The following is a 21785-nucleotide window of genomic DNA, read 5'->3' on the forward strand; positions in this document are numbered from 1 at the left end:
CGTCAGCTCCTGGTGAACATGGAGAGCATGCGGCGGGTCACGGCGAATCCACCGAAGACGTTGATGCTGGCCAGCAGCGTCGCGACGAAGGCCACCGTCGTGATCACTGCGTCACCGTGGCCTATCTGCAGCAGCGAGCCGACGATGATGATCCCGGAGATGGCGTTGGTCACCGACATCAGCGGCGTGTGCAGGGCGTGGTGCACGTTGCCGATGACGTAGTAGCCGATGACGATGGCGAGCGCGAAGACGGTGAGGTGCCCGCGCAGCGCCTCCGGCGCCGCGGCCACGAGCAGCAGCAGCGCGGCTGCCACGACGCCGACCATCGTGTAGCGCCTGCTGGCCGGGGGCGGTTCGGGCGGCGCCGGTGCCTGGGCGGGCGCGGCCGCGGCGGCGGGCGCCGGGGCGGCGGACACCTGGACCGCGGGCGGCGGCCAGGTGACGTCGCCGTCGCGGGTGACCGTGACCGAGCGCTGGACGACGTCGTCCCAGTCCAGGACGAGCTCGCCGTCCTTGCCGGGCGTCATCAGCTTGATCAGGTTGACCAGGTTGGTGCCGTACAGCTGGGAGGCCTGCGTCGGCAGCCTCCCCGGCATGTCGGTGTAGCCGATGATCGTGACGCCGTTGGGCGTGACGACCTTCTCCCCGGGGACGGTGCCCTCGATGTTGCCACCGTTCGCGGCCGCCAGGTCCACCAGCACGCTGCCCGGCCGCATGCTCGCGACCATGTCCGCGGTGATCAGCTTCGGCGCCGGCTTCCCGGGGATGAGCGCGGTGGTGATGATGATGTCGACGTCCTGGCACTGCTCGGCGTAGAGCGCGGCGGCGCGCTGGTTGTAGTCGTCCGACATCTCCTTGGCGTAGCCGGTGGAGCTGACCTCGACGTCGGCGGCCTGCACGGCGAGGTACTCACCTCCCATGGACTGCACCTGGTCGGCGACCTCCGGGCGCGGGTCGGTGGCGCGCACGATCGCGCCGAGGCTGCCCGCCGCGCCGATGGCGGCCAGGCCGGCCACGCCGGCGCCCACCACGAGCACCTTCGCCGGCGGGACCTTGCCCGCCGCGGTGACCTGGCCGGTGAAGAACCGGCCGAACACGTTCGCGGCCTCGATGACGGCCCGGTAGCCGGCGATGTTGGCCATCGAGGACAGCACGTCCATCGACTGGGCGCGCGAGATCCGCGGGACCGCGTCCATGGCGAGCGAGGTGATGCCGCGCCGCGCGAGGTCCTGCAGCAGCTCGGGGTTGAGCGCCGGCGCCAGCAGGCAGACCAGCGTGGTGCCCGGGCGCATCCGGTCCAGCTGCTCGCTCGACGGCGCGTTGATGCCGAACACGACGTCGGCCGCCGCCGCGTCCCCGATGGTGGCGCCGGCGGCGACGAAGGCCTCGTCCGGGAACTCGGACTCGGCACCGGCGCCCGCGTCGACCACCACCTGGTAGCCGATCTTCTCCAACTGGGCCACGGTCGCGGGGGTCGCGGAGACCCGCGTCTCGTCCGGCCGGGACTCCCTGAGGACTCCGATGATCACGACTTCTCCCTCCGGGACACTGCCTCCGAGAAACTATCGGAGGCCCCCGGCCGCCTCGGCCGCCGAGGGTCCGGCTCCATGGGGACTTTCGTCCCGAGCGGCCCTACCCTGTGCCGGGTGAGAGGTCCGGTGCAGCGGGTGCGGTCGGTGCTGCGGCCCGACGGCTACCACGGCCGGGGTGTCCGGTCGGGCTTCTTCGAGGGCTGGTACGTCAAGCTGGTCTCCGCGGACCGGTCGGCGCCGTGGGCGGTGATCCCCGGCGTCTTCCTCGGGACGGACGGGGACGACCACGCCTTCGTGCAGGTGCTGGACGGGTCGACCGGGCGCAGCTGGTACCTGCGCTACGACGTCGCCGACTTCTGGGCGTCACCGGACCGCTTCGACGTCCGGGTCGGCCCGAGCCGGTTCACCGAACGGGGAGTCGACCTCGACCTGCCGGACGGGCTGCTGCGCGGCCAGGTGGCGTTCACCGACCCGCTCGACCCCTGGCCGGTGACGCTCGGGTCGCCGGGGATCATGGGCTGGTACTCCTGGGTCCCGTTCATGGAGTGCTACCACGGGATCTGCTCGTTCGGGCACGGCCTGGCCGGGTCGCTGGAGGTCGACGGTGCCCCGGTGTCCTTCGACGGCGGCCGCGGCTACCTGGAGAAGGACTGGGGCCAGGCCTTCCCGGCCGGGTACGTCTGGGTGCACTCCAACCACCTCGCGGCCGACCCCGACGCCTGCCTGACCGCCTCGGTGGCGCTGATCCCGTGGCTGCGCGGGTCGTTCCGGGGATTCATCGTCGGCCTGCGGACGCGCGACCGGCTGTACCGCTGGGCGACCTACACGGGGGCGCGCGAGACCCACCTGGAGATCGACGACGCGCACGTGCGCTGGGGCCTGACCGGACCGGACGGCCGGATCGAGCTGGTGGCCGAGCGGACCCGGGGCGGCCTGCTGCACGCCCCCGTGCGCACCTCGATGCACGAGCGGGTCGAGGAGACCCTCGACGCCCGGGTGCACGTCACGCTGCACGACGCCGGCGGGCGCAGGGTCCTGGACACCACCGCCGGCGTGGCGGCGCTGGAGGTCGTCGGCGACCTGGACCGCCTGCTCGCGGTCGGGACCCGGTAGCGGGTCGCGGTCAGCCGAGTCGCGGTCAGCCCGAGTCGCGGTCAGCCCGACTCGCGATCAGCCGGACGCGCTCAGCCGTTGTCGCCCGGCGGCCGCCGGCGCAGGATCTGGGCGACGACGCGCATCTGGATCGCGGTGGACACGATGATGCCGACGAAGCCGATCGCGCGCAGGTAGGTGGCGAACTCCTCGTTGCCCGCGAGGCCGCCCGCCACCAGCAGCAGCGACGAGCTCAGCAGCCCGAGCATGCCGAGCGACGCCAGCAGCGCCCGGTCCACCCAGCGGTCCAGCTGTCCGGTGTCGACGTCGTCGCGGGCGGTCCGCAGCGTGAGCCGGCCGGACCGGGCCTGCAGCGCGATGTCCTCGGTGAGCTGGGGAAGCGCCCGCAGCGACGGGACGGCGCGCACGGCCTCCTTCACCAGCATGTCGCGCGGGTTGAGCTGCTCGACGCCCACGATGCTCGGCAGCTCCTCCTGCGCACGCACCGCCATCCGGAACTCCGGGTCGACCAGGCGCAGCGTCCCCTCCAGCGTCAGCGCCGCCCGGGCCAGGACGGTCAGCGCGCGGGGCGCGGGGACCCCGTGCCGGCGCAGCACCCGGACCACCTGCTGCAGCGCGGCGGGGTCGAAGCCGCCGGTGGAGACGTCGGTCAGGACGACCCCGAGCTCGAACTCCAGGGCGACCATGTCCAGGCCCTCGCCCTGCGCTCCCGCCAGCCGCCGGACCGCGCGGGCCAGCAGGGACGGGTCGCGCATCATGAAGCCCATCGCCAGCTGCTGCAGCGCCTCCAGCGTGACCGGGTCGAGGTGCCCGACGGCTCCGTAGTCGATGAGCCACATCTCCCCCGCGCTGTCCAGGAGCACGTTCCCCGGGTGCGGGTCGGCGTGGTAGATCCCGTCGTTGAGGACCTGGGCCAGGAACGAGTGCAGCAGCCGGTCGGCGAGCTGGTCGCGCGGCACGCCGGACCTGTCGACGGCGGCCTCGTGGTCGACGGACACCCCGGTCACCCGGTCCATGACGAGGACCCGGCGCGTGGTCATCGCGCGGTAGATCTCGGGGAACTCCACGCCGGGATCGTTGACCCGCGCCCTGCGCATCGCCGCGTTGTTGGCCGCCTCGCGCGTGAAGTCCAGCTCCTCGATCACCCCGGCCACCAGCTCGTCGACCAGCCCGCGCACGCCGAGGCGCGCGGCCGAGTCCGAGCGCCGCTCCAGCTGTCCGGCCGCCCACTGCATGACTCGGGCGTCGCGCCGGACGACCTCCTCCACGTCGGGCCGCTGCACCTTCACGATCACGTCCCGGCCGTCGAGCAGGGTGGCCCGGTGCGTGACGCCGATCGACGCTGCCGCCAGCGCCTCGAGGTCGAACGACGCGAAGACCGACTCCAGCGGCGCGCTCAGCTCGGTCTCGACCACGCGCCGCACCGTCTCGGGCGGGAGCGGCTTGACCGCGGACCGCAGCTGGGCCAGCTCCTCCGTCATCGTCGCCGGCAGCAGGTCCTCGCGGGTGGAGGCGATCTGGCCGAACTTGACGAACATGCCGCCGCACTCCTCGAGGGTCAGCCGCAGCGCGTGGGCCCCCTCCGGCGTGGACAGCGCGGCGACGGACCGGAAGCGCCGGCCCACCAGGCCGTTGCGCCGAGCGGCCCGCACGATGTCGCGCAGCCGGCCGACCGTGTCGAGCCGCCGCCTGATCGCGCGGATCGGGTGGGGCAGCCGCACACCCCTGCGGTCCGGCCGGGGCCGCAGGAGCACCTCGAGGATGATGCTCGTGAGCATCGTCACCAGCAGGACGTAGCCGATGAACCCCAGTCCGAGGCGGGCCGCGTCGCCCACGTCGTTGAACTCGGTCTGGCCGCCGTACTGGACGTTGATCAGGATGTCCCCGGCGATGTAGCCGACGATCGCCGCGACCGCGGCGCGCCAGAAGCCGCGCCGGACCCCGAGGATCCGGCCCGAGACCCAGCCGATCGCGAACAGGAACAGCGCGAGCACGAGGATGCCGAACACCTCGTTCAGCACATCCGCCACCGTGACCACGTGCCCGCTCCTCGCTCGTCGGTCCGCTGCGCGCGCTCACGGCCCACGGGGGCCGGGGCCGTCCGCGGCACCCGGGCATGCTCCCACGAACATCCGGCCCGGGCGGCGGGTCCGGCACCAGCGCCGGTCGAGTCGGCGATCTCCGGTCAGGTCGGCGACTCCGGTCAGGTCGGCGACGCCGGTCAGGATCGCGGCGGTCCGTCCGGGGGGTCCGTTCCCGGCTCCGCCCTCTCGACGGGCGGGTTCTCCGCCGCCCAGCGCTCGTAGCCCTCCACCGCCGTCGGCAGCGTCGGGTAGATGTGCTCGGCGCCGATCCGAGCGGCGATGCCGTGCCGTTCCAGTGGCATCAGCAGGTCCTGCTTGACCCGGGCCAGCGCGAACACCACGTCGCGGTCGGCACAGACCTGGCGGAACTGCTCCATCGCGTCCAGGCCGGTGATGTCCACCTCGACGTTGGCCTCCACGTTGAGCAGGAACCACCGCGCCGGCGGGTCGGCCCCGTCCAGGGCGTCCTCGCACTTCTCCAGGAAGTCCTCCGCGTTGGCGAAGAACAGCGGGGAGTCGTAGCGGAACACGACCAGGCCGGGGACCTGCTGGGCGTCGGCGTAGTCGTCGACGTCGTGCCAGCCGGCCAGCCCGGGAACCCGTCCCAGCACGCCGTCGTGCGGGCGCGCGACGCGGACCAGCAGCTCGGCGATCGACAGCGCGATCGCCACCAGCACCCCGTAGAGGATGTCGAAGACCAGCACCCCCAGCGTCGCGCCGACCGCGAGAGCGAACTCGCGTCGCCGGAAGTGCCACAGCCGCCGGAACTCCGCGACGTCGACCAGCCGCAGGGCCGCGTAGATGACCAGCCCGCCGAGAGCCGCGCTGGGGAACGCCGCCAGCACGTCGCGCAGGAACAGCAGGACGACGACCACGCCCGCGATGGCGACCAGCGAGTAGACCTGGGTACGCGCACCGCTGGCCTCGGCGATGACCGAGCGGCTGGCGCTGGAGCTGACGGGGAACCCGCGGACCAGGGACGAGCCGACGTTGGCCGCCCCGAGGGCCAGCAGTTCCTGGTTGCTGTCGATCCGGTGCCGGTGCCGGGCGGCGAAGGTGCGACCCGTGAGCACGTTGTCGGCGTAGCCGACGACGAGGATGCCCACGGCGGGGAGCAGCAGCACGGAGACGTCGGCGCCGGACAGGCTGGGGAGCCCGAGCTCCGGCAGGGCCGCGGGGATCTCGCCGACGGTCTTGATCGTGTCCGGGTCCGGGTGGACGAGCGCGACGATCGCCGTCGCCAGCAGCACCGCGACCAGCGGCATCGGGATCCGCGGGTAGCGGCGGGCGAACAGCAGCAGGAACACCGTGACCCCGAGCCCCAGCGCGAGTGTGGGCCAGGACACCCCGTACTCGGGCAGGTTCGTCACGAAGGAGCGGATCTGCTGGAGGAAGGTCTCCCCCGCCACGTCGACGCCGGTCACCTTCTCCAGCTGGCTGGCGATCATGATGACGGCGACGCCGGCCATGTAGCCGACCAGGACCGGCTTGGAGAGCATGTCGGCCAGGAACCCCAGCCGGAGCACCCAGGCCAGCAGCGCGGCGAGGGCGACCAGCAGCGCGAGGGTGGACGCCAGCGCGGCGTAGCGGGCGGGGTCGCCCAGCGCGAGCGGCGCGAGGATGGCGGCGGTCATCAGCGCGGTGGTCGACTCCGGTCCCACGGACAGCAGCCAGGACGTCCCGAGCACGAAGTAGATCGCCAGCGTGACGATGATCGCGTAGAGGCCGACCTGCGGCTGCAGCCCGGCGAGGACCGAGTACGCCATCACCTGCGGGACGAGGTACGCGGTGACGGTGACGCCGCCCATGAGATCGCCGCGCAGGTAGCGGCGGGTGTCGTAGTCGCGCATCCGGACCAGGCCCGGGACCAGCCGGCCGAGCCGTCGGCCGAGGGACGGCGCGTGCTGCTCCGCCCGGGCCGAGACCGCCACCGACCGCACCTCCCCGGTCCGCTCCGTCAGCTGCCGCCCCGCCGTCCGGTGGGCCGCCGCACGCTCCGTGGGACGTCACGGTAGGGCGACGGCGCCGCGTAGGGCGGGAGAAACGGCGGGAGAACGGGAGGCGAACGCGCGGGTCAGGTGCCGGCGTACCAGCCGGCCGGGCCGCCGCGGAAGGCGTGCCGCGCCCGCAGCTCGGCGGCGAGGACGGGGGCGAGGGCGAGCACGCACGCGTCCAGCGGCTGGGGCAGCCGCACCTGCCGCTCGATCCCCAGGTACGAGGCGCCCTCCAGCGTCAGTCCGAGCACCAGGGCGGCCATCGGGTGACCGCCCGGCCCCACCAGCCGCGCCGTCCCGGCATCGAGGTCCTCGGTCGTCGCGTCCAGCACCGCCCGGACCCGACCCCCGACCACGATCTCCAGCCGGTAGCGGCTCACCGGAGTCGGCCCGCGCAGGCCCACCAGCCCGACGGTGCGGCGGTCGAACCCGACCTGGTAGCCGACGGGGGACCAGGTCGCGGTCACCGCCGGTCGGTTCCAGTCGTCGACGACGGTGAGCGTCGCCGGCGCCGTGGGCGCCGGCGGGAGGACCCAGCCCACGTGACCACCCGCGCCGTCGCGCAGCGGCGCCGGCGCACCGGACCCCGCGTCGACGAGCACGAGCCGGGAGGAGTCCAGGCCCACACCGTGCTCGGGCGGCACCGCCAGCCCCGCGAGCGGTTCGGTCGAGGTGCGCCCGGCATCCGCGACCGCGTCGGTCCAGCGCCGGCCGTCCCACCACCGGAACTCGTGCCGACCGGTCGGGTCGTGCCCCCACGCGCCGACGGGAGGTGCCGTGCCGTCCAGGCCCGGGAGCGGACCGGCGCCGTGCGCGGGTCCGGGCGGGGACCCTCCGGTGCCGACGGTCACCATCGCACCGTACGTCGGCGCCCGCCGCGAGGCGACCCCGACCCCGCGACCGGTCTCTACAGTCGGCCCATGGCCACGTCCTCATCGCCGTCCTCATCGCCGTCCTCGTCGCCGCAGCCGACACCCAAGCCGTCGCTCGACCCGGCCCGCTGGACACCGCCGCGGGACCGGGGGCTGACCGGGCCGTTCGCGCCGACCGACGCCGTCCACGGCCTGGAGCTGTGGCCGGTCCCCGGAGGCGGCCCGGAGGACATCGCCGTCGATGCCGCAGGGACCGTCTACACCGGGGTCGGCGACGGCTCGATCCTGCGCATCACCGACGAGGGCCGGGTGATCGAGCGGGTCGCGCACACCGGCGGCCGGCCGCTCGGCGTGGAACTGGCCCCGGACGGGACGCTCGTGGTCAGCGACTGCGAGCGCGGCCTGCTGGGGGTGGACCCCGCGTCCGGCGCCGTCACCGTCCTGGTCGACGCGGTGGACGGCCGACCGCTCACGTTCACCAACAACGCGTCCGTGGCCGGCGACGGGACCATCTACTTCACCGAGTCGTCCAGCAAGTTCACGCTGGCGCACCTCAAGGGGGACATGCTCGAGCACCGGGGGCTCGGCCGGCTCATGCGCCGCGGACCGGACGGTGCCGTCGACGTGCTGCTCACCGGCCTGGACTTCGCCAACGGCGTCGCGCTGTCGGCCGACGAGTCACACCTGATGGTCGCCGAGACCGGTGGCTACCGGGTGTCCCGGGTCTGGCTGACCGGCGAGCGGGCCGGCTCCCGCGACGTGCTGCTCGACAACCTGCCGGGCTTCCCCGACAACATCTCGCTCGGGCCGTCCGGGCTGTTCTGGATGCCGATCGTGTCCGAGCGCAACGCGCTGCTGGACCGGCTGCTCCCGCTGCCGGGCGCGTTGCGCAAGGCCGTGTGGGCGCTGCCCGACGCCCTGCAGCCGGACGCCTCCCGCAGCCTGCTCGTCGTCGGCTTCGACGCGGACGGCTCGGTCCGGGTCGTGCTGGAGGGACCCGGCGACCGCTACCACTACGTCACCGGCGTGCGCGAGCACGACGGCTGGCTGTACCTCGGCAGCCTCGAGGAGGACGCGGTGGCGCGGGTACGCCGCCCGGGCGCCTAGCGATCCACCTCGATCAGGTCGACCTCCACCTCGGCGTCGACCTCGCCGCCCTCGTCGTCCACCTCGACGTCGACCTCGATGTCGGCCTCGGCGACGATCCGCTCGACCGCGGGACCGCCCTGGCCGGCGGCGTGGCCGTGCCACGAGGCCATCGACCGGGTGACGCCGAAGAGGTCCGCGGCCCAGTCGTACACCCGCGGGGGCAGCAGACCGCGCAGCACCGGGGTCAGGTTCACCAGCCACGGCGTGAGCACCAGCGACCGGTCCCGGCGGACGCCCGTCAGCACCTGGTCGGCCAGCTTCTCCGGCGTCAGCCACTGGGTCAGCCGCGGTGGCGTCGACCCGTCGAACAGGCCGCTGCTGACGAAGCTGGGGCACACCGTGGTCACGCCCACGTGGTCCAGGCCGCGCTGCTTGAGCTCCAGCCGAAGCGACTCCCCGAACCCCAGCGCGCCCCACTTGCTGGAGGCGTACGTCGACCCGAACGGCACGCCGACGAGCGCCGAGGCGCTGGAGATGACCACGATGTGCGCCTCCGGACGCCCGATCAGCTCCGGCAGGAACGCGTGCGTCATGGCGACGACGCCGATCGTGTTGACCTCGTACGTGAGGCGGTGCCGACCCATCGGGACCTGCTCGAACGGCCCGCCGAACACGGTCCCCGCGTTGTTCACCAGGACGTCGATCGGGCCGACCTCGTCGCCGAGGCGGTCGCGCAGGGCCAGGATCGCCGCTTCGTCGGTCACGTCGAGCTGGTAGCCCACGGCGTCGACCCCGCGCTCGCGCAGCCGGGCCGCCGCGACCTCGACCCCCGGGCCGTCGAGGTCGGTGAGCACGAGCGCCGCGCCCTCGAGCGCGAACCGCTCCGCGATCGCCAGCCCGATCCCGCGGGCGCCGCCCGTGACGAGTACCCGTCGGCCGTTCAGGTCACGCATGTCAGTCCTCCGTGGCAAGGTCGCATCAGGCACAGTCGCCGGTGTCCCTCCCGATCCTGGCAAGGCCCGACCGCCGGACCGACGGCCGTTGGACCCGAATCACCCGGGACCCCGCGCGACCTGCGCCACACCCGGGCCGGCCCACGCCGGGTCCGGCACCGGCTTTCGACGGAGGGGAGGGACACGGCGCCATGGCCGGCCGGATCGAGGACTACGCGATCATCGGGGACACCCGCACCGCGGCCCTGGTCGGCCGTGACGGCGCCGTCGAGTGGCTGTGCGTGCCCCGCTTCGACAGCGGCGCCGTGTTCGCCGCCCTGCTCGGCGACGACAGCCACGGCAGTTGGCGGCTGGACCCGACCGACGAGGTGGTCGCGGTGGAGCGGCGCTACCGCGGCGACAGCCTGATCCTGGAGACCGAGCTCGCCACGCACGGCGGGCGGATTCGCATCGTCGACTTCATGACCCCGGCACCGGACCGCCAGGCGCTGGTGCGGCTGGTCGAGGGACTGCAGGGGTCCGTCCCCGTGCACATGTCGCTGCGGCTGCGGTTCGACTACGGGCACACGATCCCCTGGGTGAAGGCGGTGCCGGGAGGCATGACCGCCGTCGCGGGGCCGCACGCCATCCGGCTGGCGACGCCGGTGCCGCTGCGCGGCGAGGACCTCGCCACGGTGGCCGACCTCGAGGTCCGCGAGGGCGACTTGGTGCCGTTCGTGCTGTCGTCGTACCACCCGGCCGAGGAGCCCCCACCGCAGGTGGACGCGCAGGAGGCGCTCGCCGACTGCCAGCGCTACTGGGCCGACTGGATCGGGACCTGCTCCTACGAGGGTCCCTACCGCGAGGCGGTGGTCCGGTCGCTGCTGACGCTCAAGGCGCTGACCTACGGCCCGACCGGCGGTGTCGTCGCGGCCGCCACGACCTCCCTGCCGGAACAGGTCGGCGGCTCGCGCAACTGGGACTACCGCTACTGCTGGCTGCGCGACACCACGTTCACCCTGTACGCCTTCTCCGTCGCCGGCCACGAAGGAGAGGCCGCGTCGTGGCGGGACTGGCTGCTGCGTGCCGCGGCGGGCGCCCCCTCCCAGCTGCAGATCATGTACGGCGTCGACGGCGAGCGTCGGCTGGTGGAGTCCACCATCGACTGGCTGCCCGGGTACGAGCGCTCCGCCCCCGTGCGGGTGGGGAACGCCGCCTCCGGGCAGTTCCAGCTCGACGTCTACGGCGAGGTGATGGACGCCTTCCACCTGGCCCGCAAGGCCGGCCTGCCGCCGGACGCCGACGCCTGGGACCTGCAGCGCGAGCTGGTGGAGTTCGTGGTGGAGCACTGGCGCGACCCGGACGACGGGATCTGGGAGGTCCGCGGCGGCCGGCAGCACTTCACGTACTCCAAGGTGATGGCGTGGGTCGCCCTCGACCGCGCGGCCAAGGGGGTCGAGCGCTACGGGCTGGCCGGCGACGGGGAGCGCTGGCGGCGGGTGGCGGACGAGATCCATGCCGACGTGTGCCAGCACGGCTACGACGCCGGGATCGGCGCCTTCGTGCAGTCGTACGGCTCCACCACGCTGGACGCCAGCGTGCTCGCCATCCCGCTGGTCGGCTTCCTGCCCCCGGACGACCCGCGGGTGGTGAGCACCGTGGACGTGCTGTCCCACGCGCTGGTGCAGGACGGGTTCGTGCAGCGCTACCGCACCGACACCACCGACGACGGCCTGAGCGGGTCGGAGGGCACGTTCCTGATCTGCTCGTTCTGGCTGGTCGACAACCTGGCCCTGCAGGGCCGGCACGGCGAGGCGCGGGAGCTGCTCGAGCGCCTGCTGGCGCTGCGCAACGACGTGGGCCTGCTCAGCGAGGAGTACGACCCGCGCGCGGGCCGGATGCTGGGCAACATCCCGCAGGCGTTCTCCCACGTCGGCGTCATCAACGCCGCGCACAACCTGCGCGAGGGTGGTGGCCCGGCGCACGACCGGGCCGAGGTGCACGGCCCGCCCGAGGTGCACGGCCCGCCCGAGGTGCACGGCCCGCCCGAGGTACCGCCGGATCGAGACACAGTTGCGACCTGATCCCCCTACGCGTTCGGTGACCACGGAGCTACTCTGAGTAGAGAGTTCGGAGGAGGCCACCACACCGTCGGGGGGAGGTCGGGATGGACGACCGACGGGTTGACACCCGGCACGAGACCGGCGCCCACCGTGACCACTGGCGCGACGCGGACGTCGAGGACGCGGCGGACGGCCGGCTGACCCGGGTCGCCTGCCCGGTCTGCGGCACCGACGCGCTCTACACCGCGGTGGGGGTGCACGCGCGGCCCTGGCACCGGGTGCACTGGTACCTCGACGCCCGGGGCCGGGTGCTGGCCCGCTGGACCGACGGCGACGGGGACCTGCACGAGGTGGCCGCCCGCGCCCCTGAGGTCTTCTGCCAGGGCTGCCACACCCGGGTGAACGGCCCCGAGGTCTGGCGGGCGGAGGACCCGGTCGCCCCCTGGCCCCGGGTGTTCTTCCGCGGCGCCTGACCGGCCGCGCCGGTCGACCGCGGACCGACCCGAGGGCCGCAGCCGGGTCGCCGCGTACCCTCCCCGGCATGACCGCCGACCCCGTGCACGCCCCGGTCACCCGCTTCGCCGACGTGGGCTCGGTGACGCTGGCATACGAGACGTTCGGCGACCCCGCGGGCGAGCCACTCGTCCTCGTCATGGGGCTGGCGACGCAGATGATCGCCTGGCCGGACCCGCTGTGCCGGGCGCTCGCCGACCTGGGGCACCACGTCATCCGCTTCGACAACCGCGACATCGGGTTGTCCACGCACCTGGACGGCCTGCCGACGCCGAAGCCGTGGGACACGCTGCTGCCGCACCGGCGCCCCCCGTACTCCCTCGACGACATGGCCGACGACACCGTCGGGCTGCTCGACGCGCTCGGGCTGGAGTCGGCCCACCTGGTCGGCGCGTCGCTGGGCGGGTTCATCGCGCAGACGGTGGCGGTGCGGCACCCGGACCGGGTGCGGTCGCTGTCCCTGGTCATGACGTCGACCGGGTCACGCCGGGTCGGCCTCCCCAGCCCGCGGGCGGCCCTGGTGCTGCTGCGCCGGCCCCCGACCCCCGACCGCGAGGCCGCGATCCAGATGCGGATCGACACCTTCCGGGTCATCGGCTCCCCCGGCTACCCCCTGGACGAGACGTACGTCCGGGACCTCGCCGGCCGCTCCTACGACCGCGCGTTCGACCCCGCCGGCGTCACCCGCCAGCTGGCCGCAGCGATGTCCCAACCGGACCGGACCCGCGCGCTGGCAGGGGTACGGGTCCCGACCGTGGTGATGCACGGGCTGGACGACCCGCTGATCCACCCCAGCGGCGGCCGCGCCCTCGCGCAGGCGATCCCGGGGGCCCGCTTCGTCGGCTTCCCCGGGATGGGCCACGACCTGCCCGCGGCGCTGTGGCCCCAGTACGTCGACGAGATCGCCTCGGTCACCGGCCGGGGCCACTGACCCGACCGGGCCACCGGGGGACACCGGGCCCGGCCATACTCGCCCGATGGAGCGGATGAGCTGGCTGGACTCGATGTTCCTCCGGCTGGAGAACGACCGGCAGCAGATGGCCGTCGGCGCGGCCCTGACCTTCGACGGGCCGATGCCGTCGTACCGCGAGGTCCTCGAGGCCGTCGCCGGCAAGCTGCCCGCCGTCCCGCGCTACCGCCAGCGCGTCCACACCCCGCCGCTGGGCGTCGGGCGTCCGGTGTGGGTCGACGACCCGCACTTCTCGCTGCGCTACCACGTCCGCCACACCGCGCTGCCCGCTCCCGGCACCCAGGAGCAGCTGCTCACCACGGCCGGCCGCATCTTCTCGCTGCGCCTGGACCGCGACCGCCCGCTGTGGGAGATGTGGCTGGTCGAGGGCCTCGGGGACGGCGGCTGGGCGCTTCTAAGCAAGACCCACCACGCGATGGTCGACGGCGTCGCGGGGGTGGACCTGGCCGGTCTGCTGCTCGACCCCCAGCCCACCCCCGCGCGCCCGCGCGTGATCCCCGCGGACGACCAGCCCGTCGGCACCGACACGGACTGGGCCGCGGAGGGGTCGCCCTCGACGCTCGACGTCGTCCGAGTCACCGTCCAGGGCTCGGCCACGGACCTGGCGCACGGCGCGGTCGCGTTCGGACGCACCCTCGCGCGACCCGCGGACGCGGCGAAGCTGGTGGCCGGGGTCGCCTACGGCGCAGCCCGCCTGGGCGGCCGCCTCGCGAGCCCCCACGTCAGCGAGCTCACCGGCCCGCTCAGCCCGCACCGGCGCTGGGCCTGGGCCCGGATGTCGATCCGCGAGGTCAAGACGGTCCGGCAGGCGTTCGGCGGCACCCTCAACGACGTCGTCCTCACCGCCGTCACCGGCGGGTTCCGGGCCCTGCTGCAGTCACGGGGCATCGCGGTCGACGGCCGGGTCGTCCGCACGATGGTCCCGGTCAACACCCGCACCGAGCCCGACCCGGCCGGGCCGCGCAACGCGGTGTCGGCGCTGTTCGTCGACCTCCCCGTCGGCGAGGCCGACCCGGTGGCCTGCCTGGAGGACCTCACCCGGACGCTGCAGGCCGCGAAGACCTCGGGCATGGCCGAGGTGATCACCGGGGCGTTCGCGCTCGCCGACGTCCCCCCGCCGGCGCTGCTCGACGCCGCGACGACCTGGATCGGCCAGTACGGCTGGCAGGACCGGGTGTCCACGGTGACGACCAACGTGCCCGGGCCGCGGATCCCGCTGTACTTCGCCGGCCGCCGGCTGCAGGAGATGTTCCCCTACATCCCGCTGGGCATGTCCGTCCGGATCATCATCGGGATCATGTCGTACGACGGCCGGCTCGCCCTCGGCATCACCGGCGACCTCGATGCCGCACCCGACGTCGACGTGCTCGCCCGCGGGGTCGAGGACACCATGGCCGCGCTCATCGCGGCGGCGCAGGACCGCCGGACGGAGTAGTCCCCGGTTCGTCCGCACCGGCCCACGCGCCGTGCTCGCGGCGGGCCCAGTCGACCGGGACCGACCCGGTGCGCATGCCGGCCCTGGCCACGGGATCCCGAGCGGCCATGTAGAGGTGCCCGACGGCGACCACCGCCACCGCCAGCGCGAGCCAGTCGTGCACGAACGTGGCGCCGGTCCGCCACTCCAGCGGCCACAGCCAGGCGAACCGCATCACGGTGCCGGTGCCGAGCAGGACCAGGACCGCGCCCAGGGTGAAGGACGCGTTCAGCTTCTGGCCGGCGTTGAACTTGCCGACGGCGATCCGTCCGCTACGACGGTCCGAGGAGCGCAGCCACTCCCAGTCCCCCGGCCGGAACCGGTTGAGCCGCCGCACGTCCGCCCGGAACGACGGCGACAGCAGGAACCCCAGCAGCAGCGGGACGGGGAGCAGGAAGCCGCACCACAGGTGCACCTGCACCACCAGCGAACGGCGCCCGACGAGCTGGCTGAGGTCGGGGACGTACAGCACCGCCGCGCTGGCCAGGCAGCCGAGCATCAGCACCCCGAGGCTGCGGTGCACCCACCGCTCGCCGCCGGTGAACCGCTGCAGCATCAGCCGGGTTCCCGCCACCGGGTCGCTGGCCGCCGTCATGCGATCGGCTCGTCATTGACGCGACCGTTGGAGGATCCGACCCAGGCGTCGATGTCGTACCCGCGCAGCTCCCAGTAGCCGGGTTTCACCTCGGCCGTCAGCTCGATGCCGCCGAGCCACTTCAGCGACTTGTAGCCGTACATCGGGGCCACGTACAGGCGCACGGGACCACCGTGCTCACGCCGCACCTCGGCGCCGAGCATGCCGGTCGCGACCAGGACGTCGTCGCGCATCGCCTGGTCGAGCGTGAGCGACTCGGTGTAGACGCCGTCGAACGAGGTGAACCGTACGGCGGTCGCCGCGTCCTGGACGCCGACGAGGTCGAGCACGTCCCGGAGCAGCACGCCCTTCCACGGCACGTCGTCGACCCGCCACCCCGTGACGCACTGGAAGTCCGCCGTGATGCCGGTCTGCGGGAGCAGGCCCAGGTCGGAGAACGTGAGCTCCCGCGGACGGTCCACCAGGCCGCCGACGGTGAGCCGGTAGTCCTGCTTGGTCCGCTCCGGCTGGACGCTGGTCACCGAGTAGAAGCGGAAGCCACCCGCGCCCGGCAGCAGGCTGGTGATGCCCGTCGGGTCGTTGGCGAACAGCGAGCTGACGCCGCGGGCCACCGCCGACCCGCCCAGGACGCCGAGCGCCCCGAGCCCGAGCATCCCGAGCACGACCCGGCGGCCGACCGGGCTGCCGCCGGTGTCCGGGGGTCTGCCGTCGACGGCGGTGCCGTCCGCACGGTCGTCGGCGCCGTGATGAGAGGTCCGGTCCACCGCACCAGGACAGCACACCAGGCCGGCACCGGCACCGCCCCTCGCCTTACGGACCGGTGACGGCTGGGGCGCGCATCTCAGGCGTAGGGAGCCTCCCGCGCCACCTCGTGCCAGGCCTGGGCGCAGGCCCGCCAGTCATTCCACCCCGGTCGCCACAGCAGGTCCTCGTCCCCCATCCCGCCGGACCGACGCAGACGGACCAGCTGGTCCGCGGACAGCGGGCCGGTCGCCTCGGCGGCATCCGTCCCCTCCGCCGGGGTGTCTGCCGGACGGCGGTACCACGGTGTGGCCGCAATCGGGAACCACCCGGATCCCACCGGGTCCCCGGCACCTCGGGTGACGTCCCGCGCGCCGGCGAACGACGACGTCGCGATCCGGCGCACCCCGTCCCCGGGATCGACCCACAGCTCCACCCGACCGGCGTCGTCGCCAGGACCGTCACCGTCAGTGTCACCGACACCGTCACCGCCCGCAGGCTCGGACACGGTGAAGGCGGCCGCGAGGTCACCGGCGACGAAGGCGCCTCCCCGGCAACGGCCGTCCTCGGCCAACGTCAGCGCCAGCCCGTCGCCGCCGGGACCGAAGACGTGGATGACCCGGGTCCCCCACCCCACCGGGACCGGGCCCACCCTCGTCCAGCCGTCTCCGTCGAGCCCGCCGGACTCGGCCCCACGGGCCTCGGCCCCGCCGGCCGCGGCCCCGCCGGCCGCGGACCCGCCGGTCACCGCCCCGGCGGCGTCCCGCAACCGATCGAGGACGACCAGCGCCGCCACGACCTCGTCGTCGTCGACCGCGTCACCGCGCGCCACCCGCGACAGCACGGCGAGCACTCGCGGCCAGGACGCCGCTTCGGGTTGACGCGAGGCCGCCATGTCACACCCCCCGCCACCGACGCATCGGGCCCGGGCCACCGGGCTCGTCCCGCGCCGCGCACGCCAGAGCGGCCTCCACCCAGGACTCCGGCCAGCCCGCCACGCCGTTCGGCCCGACGACGTCCTCGGGGTGCGCCCGCAGCCGCGCCAGGGCCAGCGACTCCTCGATCGCGGCTCCCCTGGGCAGGTACTGCATCCCGACCAGGAGGGCGGGGCTGGTCACGACACCACTCCAGGCGAGGAGGGCGCACGCCGCCGTCACCGCGGCGGTCCGGGCGGCCGCCACCGCGAGCGCCCTGGTCCGCTCCCCCTCCTTCGTCATCAGCCCGTCCGGGCCCGTCGGCATGGGCCAGTCCTGCGACCACCAGGAGTCGATAGCGCGCGGGTCGTCGTAGCCGGCGTCCCCCGCCAGCACGACGGCCGCCCAGTTGTGGGGGCCGACGAGCCCGGGGAACTCGTACGTGATGGGCTCCAGACCGAGCATCCGCGCGGCCGTCTCCGGATCGAACGCGGCCGCCGGCGGCGTACGACCTGCCCGGCGGGCGAGCAGCCACTCCACCACGCGGGGGGCCATGTTGCGGCAGATGTACGGGCTGGTCAGGTCTGCCACGGCCCCGCAGCGAAGGTTCCAGGCGGCGCCGGTGACCAGCCGCCACACCGGGTCCTGGACACGGGCGGACCAGGCGCCCTCCCGGACCGACCGCCAGTAGGCCTCGTACACCGGGTTCACCAGATCCAGCCCGCCACCGGCAGCCGGGTCGCGATGGTGGGCATTGACCGCCTCGACGAGGGCCTGCGCATTGCGGCCGACGTCCACCAGCAGCGCCGTGCCCTCACGCGCGGACTCATCGGCCCCGTCGGACTCGACGACGAGGTCGACCGTGGGGAGCAGCCGCCACTGCAGTCCCGACCACCTCAGCTGCCAGTGGGCCGTCCCGCCGGAATCGGTCTCGACGCGCTCGTCGGACGCGACCGTCAGCGAACCGGGTGCGGACCCCGGCCCCTCCACCCGGCACCGCAACGGGATCCCGGCCAGTCGGCGCCCCCAGTCACCGGGAGCCACGGCGGCCACGGCCAGGTCGACCGTCCCCGCGTCGCGCCCCGGAACGGCCCACAGCCGCAGGTGCGGGCACACCACCCTCAGCGGCCAGACCGTCGGCGGGAGGTCCTCCCCGAGCCCGGTCGGGGTACGCCGGCGCGCCAGCACCTCGATCTGCGGGCGCCACGCGCGGCGACCTTCGGAGTCCAGGAGGAGCCGGCTGGTGGTGACCTCGAACGTGAGCGTGTGGGGTGGGGAGAGATCCTCGCGCAGGCGGAGCACCACCTGGTCGGCCGCGAACGCCGGGATGCCGCGCAGGCGGGCGCCGACCACGGCCACGGACGGGCTCGGCTCGTCCCGGCCACCGACCTCGCGGCCGTACGCCACCAGCCGAAGCAGCGCCCTCCCGTCCGCCAGCAGGTCCACGTCGCGCAGCTCGCGGCCGTCCGGGTCGCGCAGGACGACCTCGAACTGGGTGCGCACGTGAACCGCGCAGGCAGCGCTCGTCCCGGCGCCGGGGCCGGACGACGTCGCCACGACCTCCAGGTCGACGTCCGCGACGCCCGGGTCGACGTGCACGCCGACCTCCGCCGCCGACGGGGTTCCGGCCCGGTCCAGCCGAATCCCCGGGACCGGCGCGGACAGGGTGACGTCCACGACGGCCTCGGGTGCGGGCAGGACCGCGCCCGTCGGGTCGACCCGCCAGGCCACCGCCCGCAGCGGGACGGTGCGGTCCGGTGGTGTGGTGATCTCCGGCGGGTCCACCTGCAGCAGGTACACCGTCTCCGGCGGCGACCCCGGCGGCCCTCGACGGGCACGCAGCGCCCAGGCCACCAGCAGGGCCGCCGCCAGCAGCAGGCCGAGTCCGCCGACCAGGGGGATCCACGACACCGCACCGGTCGCGGGGGGAGCCGGACCCGCGGACGAGGACGGCGCGACACCCGAGGCGGACGGGGTCGCGGGCGCGCCGGACGGCGGGACCGCCGCCGTGGCCGCGTCGTCGACGAAGGGGTTGAGGTACCCCTCGACACGGAGGACCTCGCCGACACCACCGGTCCGTCCCACCGATACCGAGAACGTGACCGGGACGCCGTGGGGAACGGCCAGTCGCAGGCGAACCGGCCAGCGGCGGATGTCACCGGCACCGGCCTCCAGCGGCTCTCCCGCCGGAGGGAAGGACACCGATGTCTCGGGCGTGATGTTCCCGGCGATCGACAGCCGGGCGGACCCGCTCACGCGGGTGACGGCCGCCGAGCTCGCCGTGGCGGGCAGCCCGACCACGAGGTCGGCGTACAGAACGACCTGGTCGGACAGGACCTGACCGTCCACCCAGCGGTCCTGGACCGGCCCGCTGATCCGGTCCAGCCCGGCACCCTCGAGGTTCCAGGTCAGGGCCAGCCCGTCCGCAGGGTCGCCCACCGACTCGCCCCACGTCCGGACCGCCCCACCAGGCCGGACCGCCGTGCCCGACCCGGCCGCCGTGCCCGACCCGGCCGCCGTGCCCGACCCGGCCGCCGTGCCCGACCCCGGCGCCGCCAGCGCCGACGCCGGCGCCGAAAGGGCCACCAGGACCGTGCCGGCAGCGGCACCGACGAGCAGGGGAAGGAGGCGGCGGATGCCCACGTCGGGCAGCCTCGCCCGAGCCGACCGCACCAACCAGGGTCCTTGGCCTAGTCACCCCCGCCGTACGGGGGATGCACCCGACCCGGGCGCGGTCGGCCTCGACCGGGTCCCGACTCGGGCATGGTTCCTTCCCTCGCACTGACTCCTGCGTCCGTGGCCCTGACACGCTCGCCGCCGACTCCGGAGTCGCCGGCTCAGGAGTCGAGGCTGGCCTCGAGCGAGATCTCGGGAACCGCCGCGAGGGCCCGGCTGACCGGGCAGCTCTCCTTGGCCTGCTGCGCCATCGCCTGGAAGTCCTGCTCGCTCACACCCGGGACGGACGCGGTCACGCGCAGCACGATCGAGGTGATCACGAAGCCGGTCTCGTCGCGCCCCAGCGTCACGCTGGCGTCGACGTCCAGGGCGAGGACCGGCGTACCGGCCTGGGCCAGCGCGTGCGCCAACGACATCGAGTAGCAGGCCGAGTGAGCGGCGGCGATCAGCTCCTCCGGGCTGGTCTGCCCCTCCGGCTCACCCGCGCGGGACGGGAAAGACACCGGGAAGTCACCGGCGTTGGACGAGTTCAGGCTGACCGAGCCCGACCCCGACATGAGGTCGCCGGTCCAGTGAGTCGTGGCGTGGCGGGTAGGCATCGCATCTCCTCCGGCTCGGTCTCGCTCGGCGGCGCTCGCTCAGCGCAGCGGGGGCCGCGGCTGGTCGTCGGGGTACATCGAGTCCGCCGCAGGAGGCGTCGTGCTGAGCACGGCCACCTCGTCGGCGCTGAGGACCAGCTCGGCGGCCGCGACGCTGTCCAGGACGGACTCCGGCCGGCTGCTGCCCGGGATAGGGATCACCACGGGCGACAGCGCGAGCAGCCAGGCGAGGACGACGCGCTGCGGACTGACCCCGTGGTCGGCGGCGACCCGGCCGAAGGCCTCGTACCGGGACCCCACCTCAGCCGCCTGGTCCGCGCCACCGAGGGGTGACCACGGCAGGAACGCGATCCCGAGCTCGGTGCAGCGGTCGAGGACGTCGGCATCCCCTCGGTACCGTGGCGAGAACTCGTTCTGGACCGAGACCACGCCGCCGCCACCCGTGCCGCCGAGCAGTTCCAGCGCCAGGTCCAGCTCCGGCAGGTTCACGTTGGACAGACCCACCTGCCGCACCAGGCCGCGGTCCCGGAGTGCACCGAGGGCGGCGACCTGCTGCGCATAGGGGATCGCGGGGTCGGCACGGTGGTGCTGGTACAGGTCGATCACGTCCACGCCGAGCACCCGCAGGCTCTCCTCCGCCGCGCGCAGCAGCCCGTCGGGGCTCCCGTCGCGACCCCATGTCTCACCGGGCCCGCGGGTGATACCGCCCTTGGTGGCGACCACCAGCGCGGACCGGTCCGCGGCTTCGCCGTCCCACGTACGCAGCGCCTCCGCGACCAACTCCTCGTTGTGGCCCATGGCGTTCCACGCGGGCGCATAGATGTTCGCGGTGTCCAGCAGCGTGACGCCGGCATCGAGCGCGGCATGAATGGTCGCCAGTGCCCGCGGGCGGTCGTCCAGCATGAGCGGGAAGGACATCGGCATGCAGCCGAGGCCGATGCAGCCGACCTCGCGATCGCCGATGCGCCGCTGGGGCAGACGCGCGTGCACGGTCATACCGAGATCCTGTCAGCAGGTACGCAGCCGTCGCACCGGCACGATCCCCTGCGGCACCCGCAGCACGCTCAGGGCGCCAGCGCCGCGGACGGCACCGGACGATCCGGCGGGCCTGGTCGCGCGTAGGGATCGGACGCCAGACTGTACGGATGGACCCGGTCACCGTCAGCCGCCACGTCGAGGCGCCCCCGGAGGTGGTGTGGGAACTCACTACCGACATTGCCGGCTCTCCGCGGACGCTCACCGGAGTCGTCCGGGTGGAGATGCTGACCGAACCCCCGTTCCGGGTGGGGACGCGGTGGCGGGAGACGCGGGTGATGATGCGCCGCGAGGCCACCGAGGAGATGTGGGTGACCGAGATCGACCCCGGGACGTCCTACACCGTCGAGGCGGAGAGCAACGGGATGCACTACCGGACCGTCGTCACGGTGGCCGCGAGCCCCGGCGGCGGCACGGACCTGGCGATGACGTTCTCGGGAACGCCGACCCACGTGGTGTCGCGCGTCCTCGGCGCGATCATGAACCCGTTCGTCCGGCGCAGCATCGAGGGCATGGTCGGCAAGGACCTCGACGACCTGGCCGCGGCGGCGCAGTCCCGGACCACCGGGCCCGACTGAGGACCGAGCGT

The 21785-nt window shown here is 74.1% G+C and carries 18 protein-coding genes; 7 read left to right on the plus strand and 11 right to left on the minus strand.

The features are described 5' to 3' along the window. Window positions 1-2 precede the first annotated feature (2 nt). Window positions 3-1529 (minus strand): Re/Si-specific NAD(P)(+) transhydrogenase subunit alpha, encoded by a 1527-nt coding sequence (locus tag R2737_07630; protein ID MEZ5116122.1) that lies wholly within the window; start codon window positions 1527-1529, stop codon window positions 3-5. A 117-nt stretch (window positions 1530-1646) separates the two neighbouring features. On the opposite strand from R2737_07630, the gene R2737_07635 reads away from it, so the two are divergent. Further along, a complete protein-coding gene (locus tag R2737_07635; GenBank protein MEZ5116123.1) occupies window positions 1647-2645 on the plus strand; it encodes a tocopherol cyclase family protein in 999 nt (332 codons plus the stop codon). Between the two features lie 71 nt (window positions 2646-2716). Here the strand turns inward: R2737_07635 and R2737_07640 are convergent, their stop codons facing one another. The 3 genes from R2737_07640 to R2737_07650 form a co-directional block, all read right to left on the minus strand. After that, window positions 2717-4684, minus strand: coding sequence for an AarF/UbiB family protein (locus R2737_07640; GenBank protein ID MEZ5116124.1), 1968 nt, complete (start codon window positions 4682-4684; stop codon window positions 2717-2719). 182 nt (window positions 4685-4866) lie between these two features. Next, window positions 4867-6660 (minus strand): sulfate permease, encoded by a 1794-nt coding sequence (gene sulP, locus R2737_07645; protein ID MEZ5116125.1) that lies wholly within the window; start codon window positions 6658-6660, stop codon window positions 4867-4869. 143 nt (window positions 6661-6803) lie between these two features. Continuing rightward, on the minus strand, window positions 6804-7574 hold the full coding sequence (locus R2737_07650; protein ID MEZ5116126.1) for a DUF2510 domain-containing protein: 771 nt from the start codon (window positions 7572-7574) through the stop codon (window positions 6804-6806). A gap of 69 nt (window positions 7575-7643) precedes the next feature. Between R2737_07650 and R2737_07655 the strand changes: the two genes are divergently transcribed. Continuing rightward, on the plus strand, window positions 7644-8702 hold the full coding sequence (locus R2737_07655) for an SMP-30/gluconolactonase/LRE family protein (GenBank protein ID MEZ5116127.1): 1059 nt from the start codon (window positions 7644-7646) through the stop codon (window positions 8700-8702). Here R2737_07655 and R2737_07660 read toward each other — a convergent pair. After that, window positions 8699-9637 carry an SDR family NAD(P)-dependent oxidoreductase gene (locus tag R2737_07660; GenBank protein MEZ5116128.1) on the minus strand — a complete coding sequence of 313 codons (939 nt, stop codon included), beginning with the start codon at window positions 9635-9637 and terminating at the stop codon, window positions 8699-8701. The two genes, R2737_07655 and R2737_07660, sit on opposite strands and share 4 nt — an antisense overlap. A 191-nt stretch (window positions 9638-9828) precedes the next feature. Between R2737_07660 and R2737_07665 the strand changes: the two genes are divergently transcribed. The 4 genes from R2737_07665 (at window position 9829) to R2737_07680 (ending at window position 14597) form a co-directional block, all read left to right on the plus strand. After that, window positions 9829-11700 (plus strand): glycoside hydrolase family 15 protein, encoded by a 1872-nt coding sequence (locus R2737_07665; GenBank protein ID MEZ5116129.1) that lies wholly within the window; start codon window positions 9829-9831, stop codon window positions 11698-11700. 83 nt (window positions 11701-11783) lie between these two features. Beyond that, the gene (locus R2737_07670) at window positions 11784-12152 is read left to right on the plus strand and encodes a hypothetical protein (protein MEZ5116130.1); all 369 of its coding nucleotides are present in this window, start codon (window positions 11784-11786) and stop codon (window positions 12150-12152) included. A 68-nt stretch (window positions 12153-12220) separates the two neighbouring features. Then, window positions 12221-13123: an alpha/beta fold hydrolase gene (locus tag R2737_07675; GenBank protein MEZ5116131.1), complete on the plus strand. Its 903-nt coding sequence runs from the start codon at window positions 12221-12223 to the stop codon at window positions 13121-13123. Window positions 13124-13169: 46 nt separating this feature from the next. Further along, window positions 13170-14597 (plus strand): wax ester/triacylglycerol synthase family O-acyltransferase, encoded by a 1428-nt coding sequence (locus R2737_07680; protein ID MEZ5116132.1) that lies wholly within the window; start codon window positions 13170-13172, stop codon window positions 14595-14597. Here the strand turns inward: R2737_07680 and R2737_07685 are convergent. From R2737_07685 to R2737_07710, 6 genes are all read right to left on the minus strand, one after another. Beyond that, the gene (locus tag R2737_07685; protein ID MEZ5116133.1) at window positions 14563-15231 is read right to left on the minus strand and encodes a cytochrome b/b6 domain-containing protein; all 669 of its coding nucleotides are present in this window, start codon (window positions 15229-15231) and stop codon (window positions 14563-14565) included. The two genes, R2737_07680 and R2737_07685, sit on opposite strands and share 35 nt — an antisense overlap. Then, a complete protein-coding gene (locus tag R2737_07690) occupies window positions 15228-15995 on the minus strand; it encodes a molybdopterin-dependent oxidoreductase (protein MEZ5116134.1) in 768 nt (255 codons plus the stop codon). The genes R2737_07685 and R2737_07690 overlap by 4 nt, the downstream gene beginning before the upstream one ends. Before the next feature lie 77 nt (window positions 15996-16072). After that, a complete protein-coding gene (locus R2737_07695; GenBank protein MEZ5116135.1) occupies window positions 16073-16867 on the minus strand; it encodes a hypothetical protein in 795 nt (264 codons plus the stop codon). A gap of 1 nt (window position 16868) precedes the next feature. After that, window positions 16869-19529: a hypothetical protein gene (locus tag R2737_07700; GenBank protein ID MEZ5116136.1), complete on the minus strand. Its 2661-nt coding sequence runs from the start codon at window positions 19527-19529 to the stop codon at window positions 16869-16871. 194 nt (window positions 19530-19723) lie between these two features. Continuing rightward, entirely contained in the window at window positions 19724-20161 is a 438-nt protein-coding gene (locus R2737_07705) for an OsmC family protein (protein ID MEZ5116137.1), read from the minus strand. 39 nt (window positions 20162-20200) lie between these two features. Further along, window positions 20201-21157 (minus strand): aldo/keto reductase, encoded by a 957-nt coding sequence (locus tag R2737_07710; GenBank protein MEZ5116138.1) that lies wholly within the window; start codon window positions 21155-21157, stop codon window positions 20201-20203. A 149-nt stretch (window positions 21158-21306) separates the two neighbouring features. Between R2737_07710 and R2737_07715 the strand changes: the two genes are divergently transcribed. Then, window positions 21307-21774, plus strand: coding sequence for an SRPBCC family protein (locus R2737_07715; protein ID MEZ5116139.1), 468 nt, complete (start codon window positions 21307-21309; stop codon window positions 21772-21774). Window positions 21775-21785: the final 11 nt, after the last annotated feature.

This window comes from Candidatus Nanopelagicales bacterium, assembly GCA_041393815.1.
In the GTDB taxonomy this organism is placed as follows: Bacteria; Actinomycetota; Actinomycetes; order S36-B12; family JAWKJK01; genus JAWKJK01.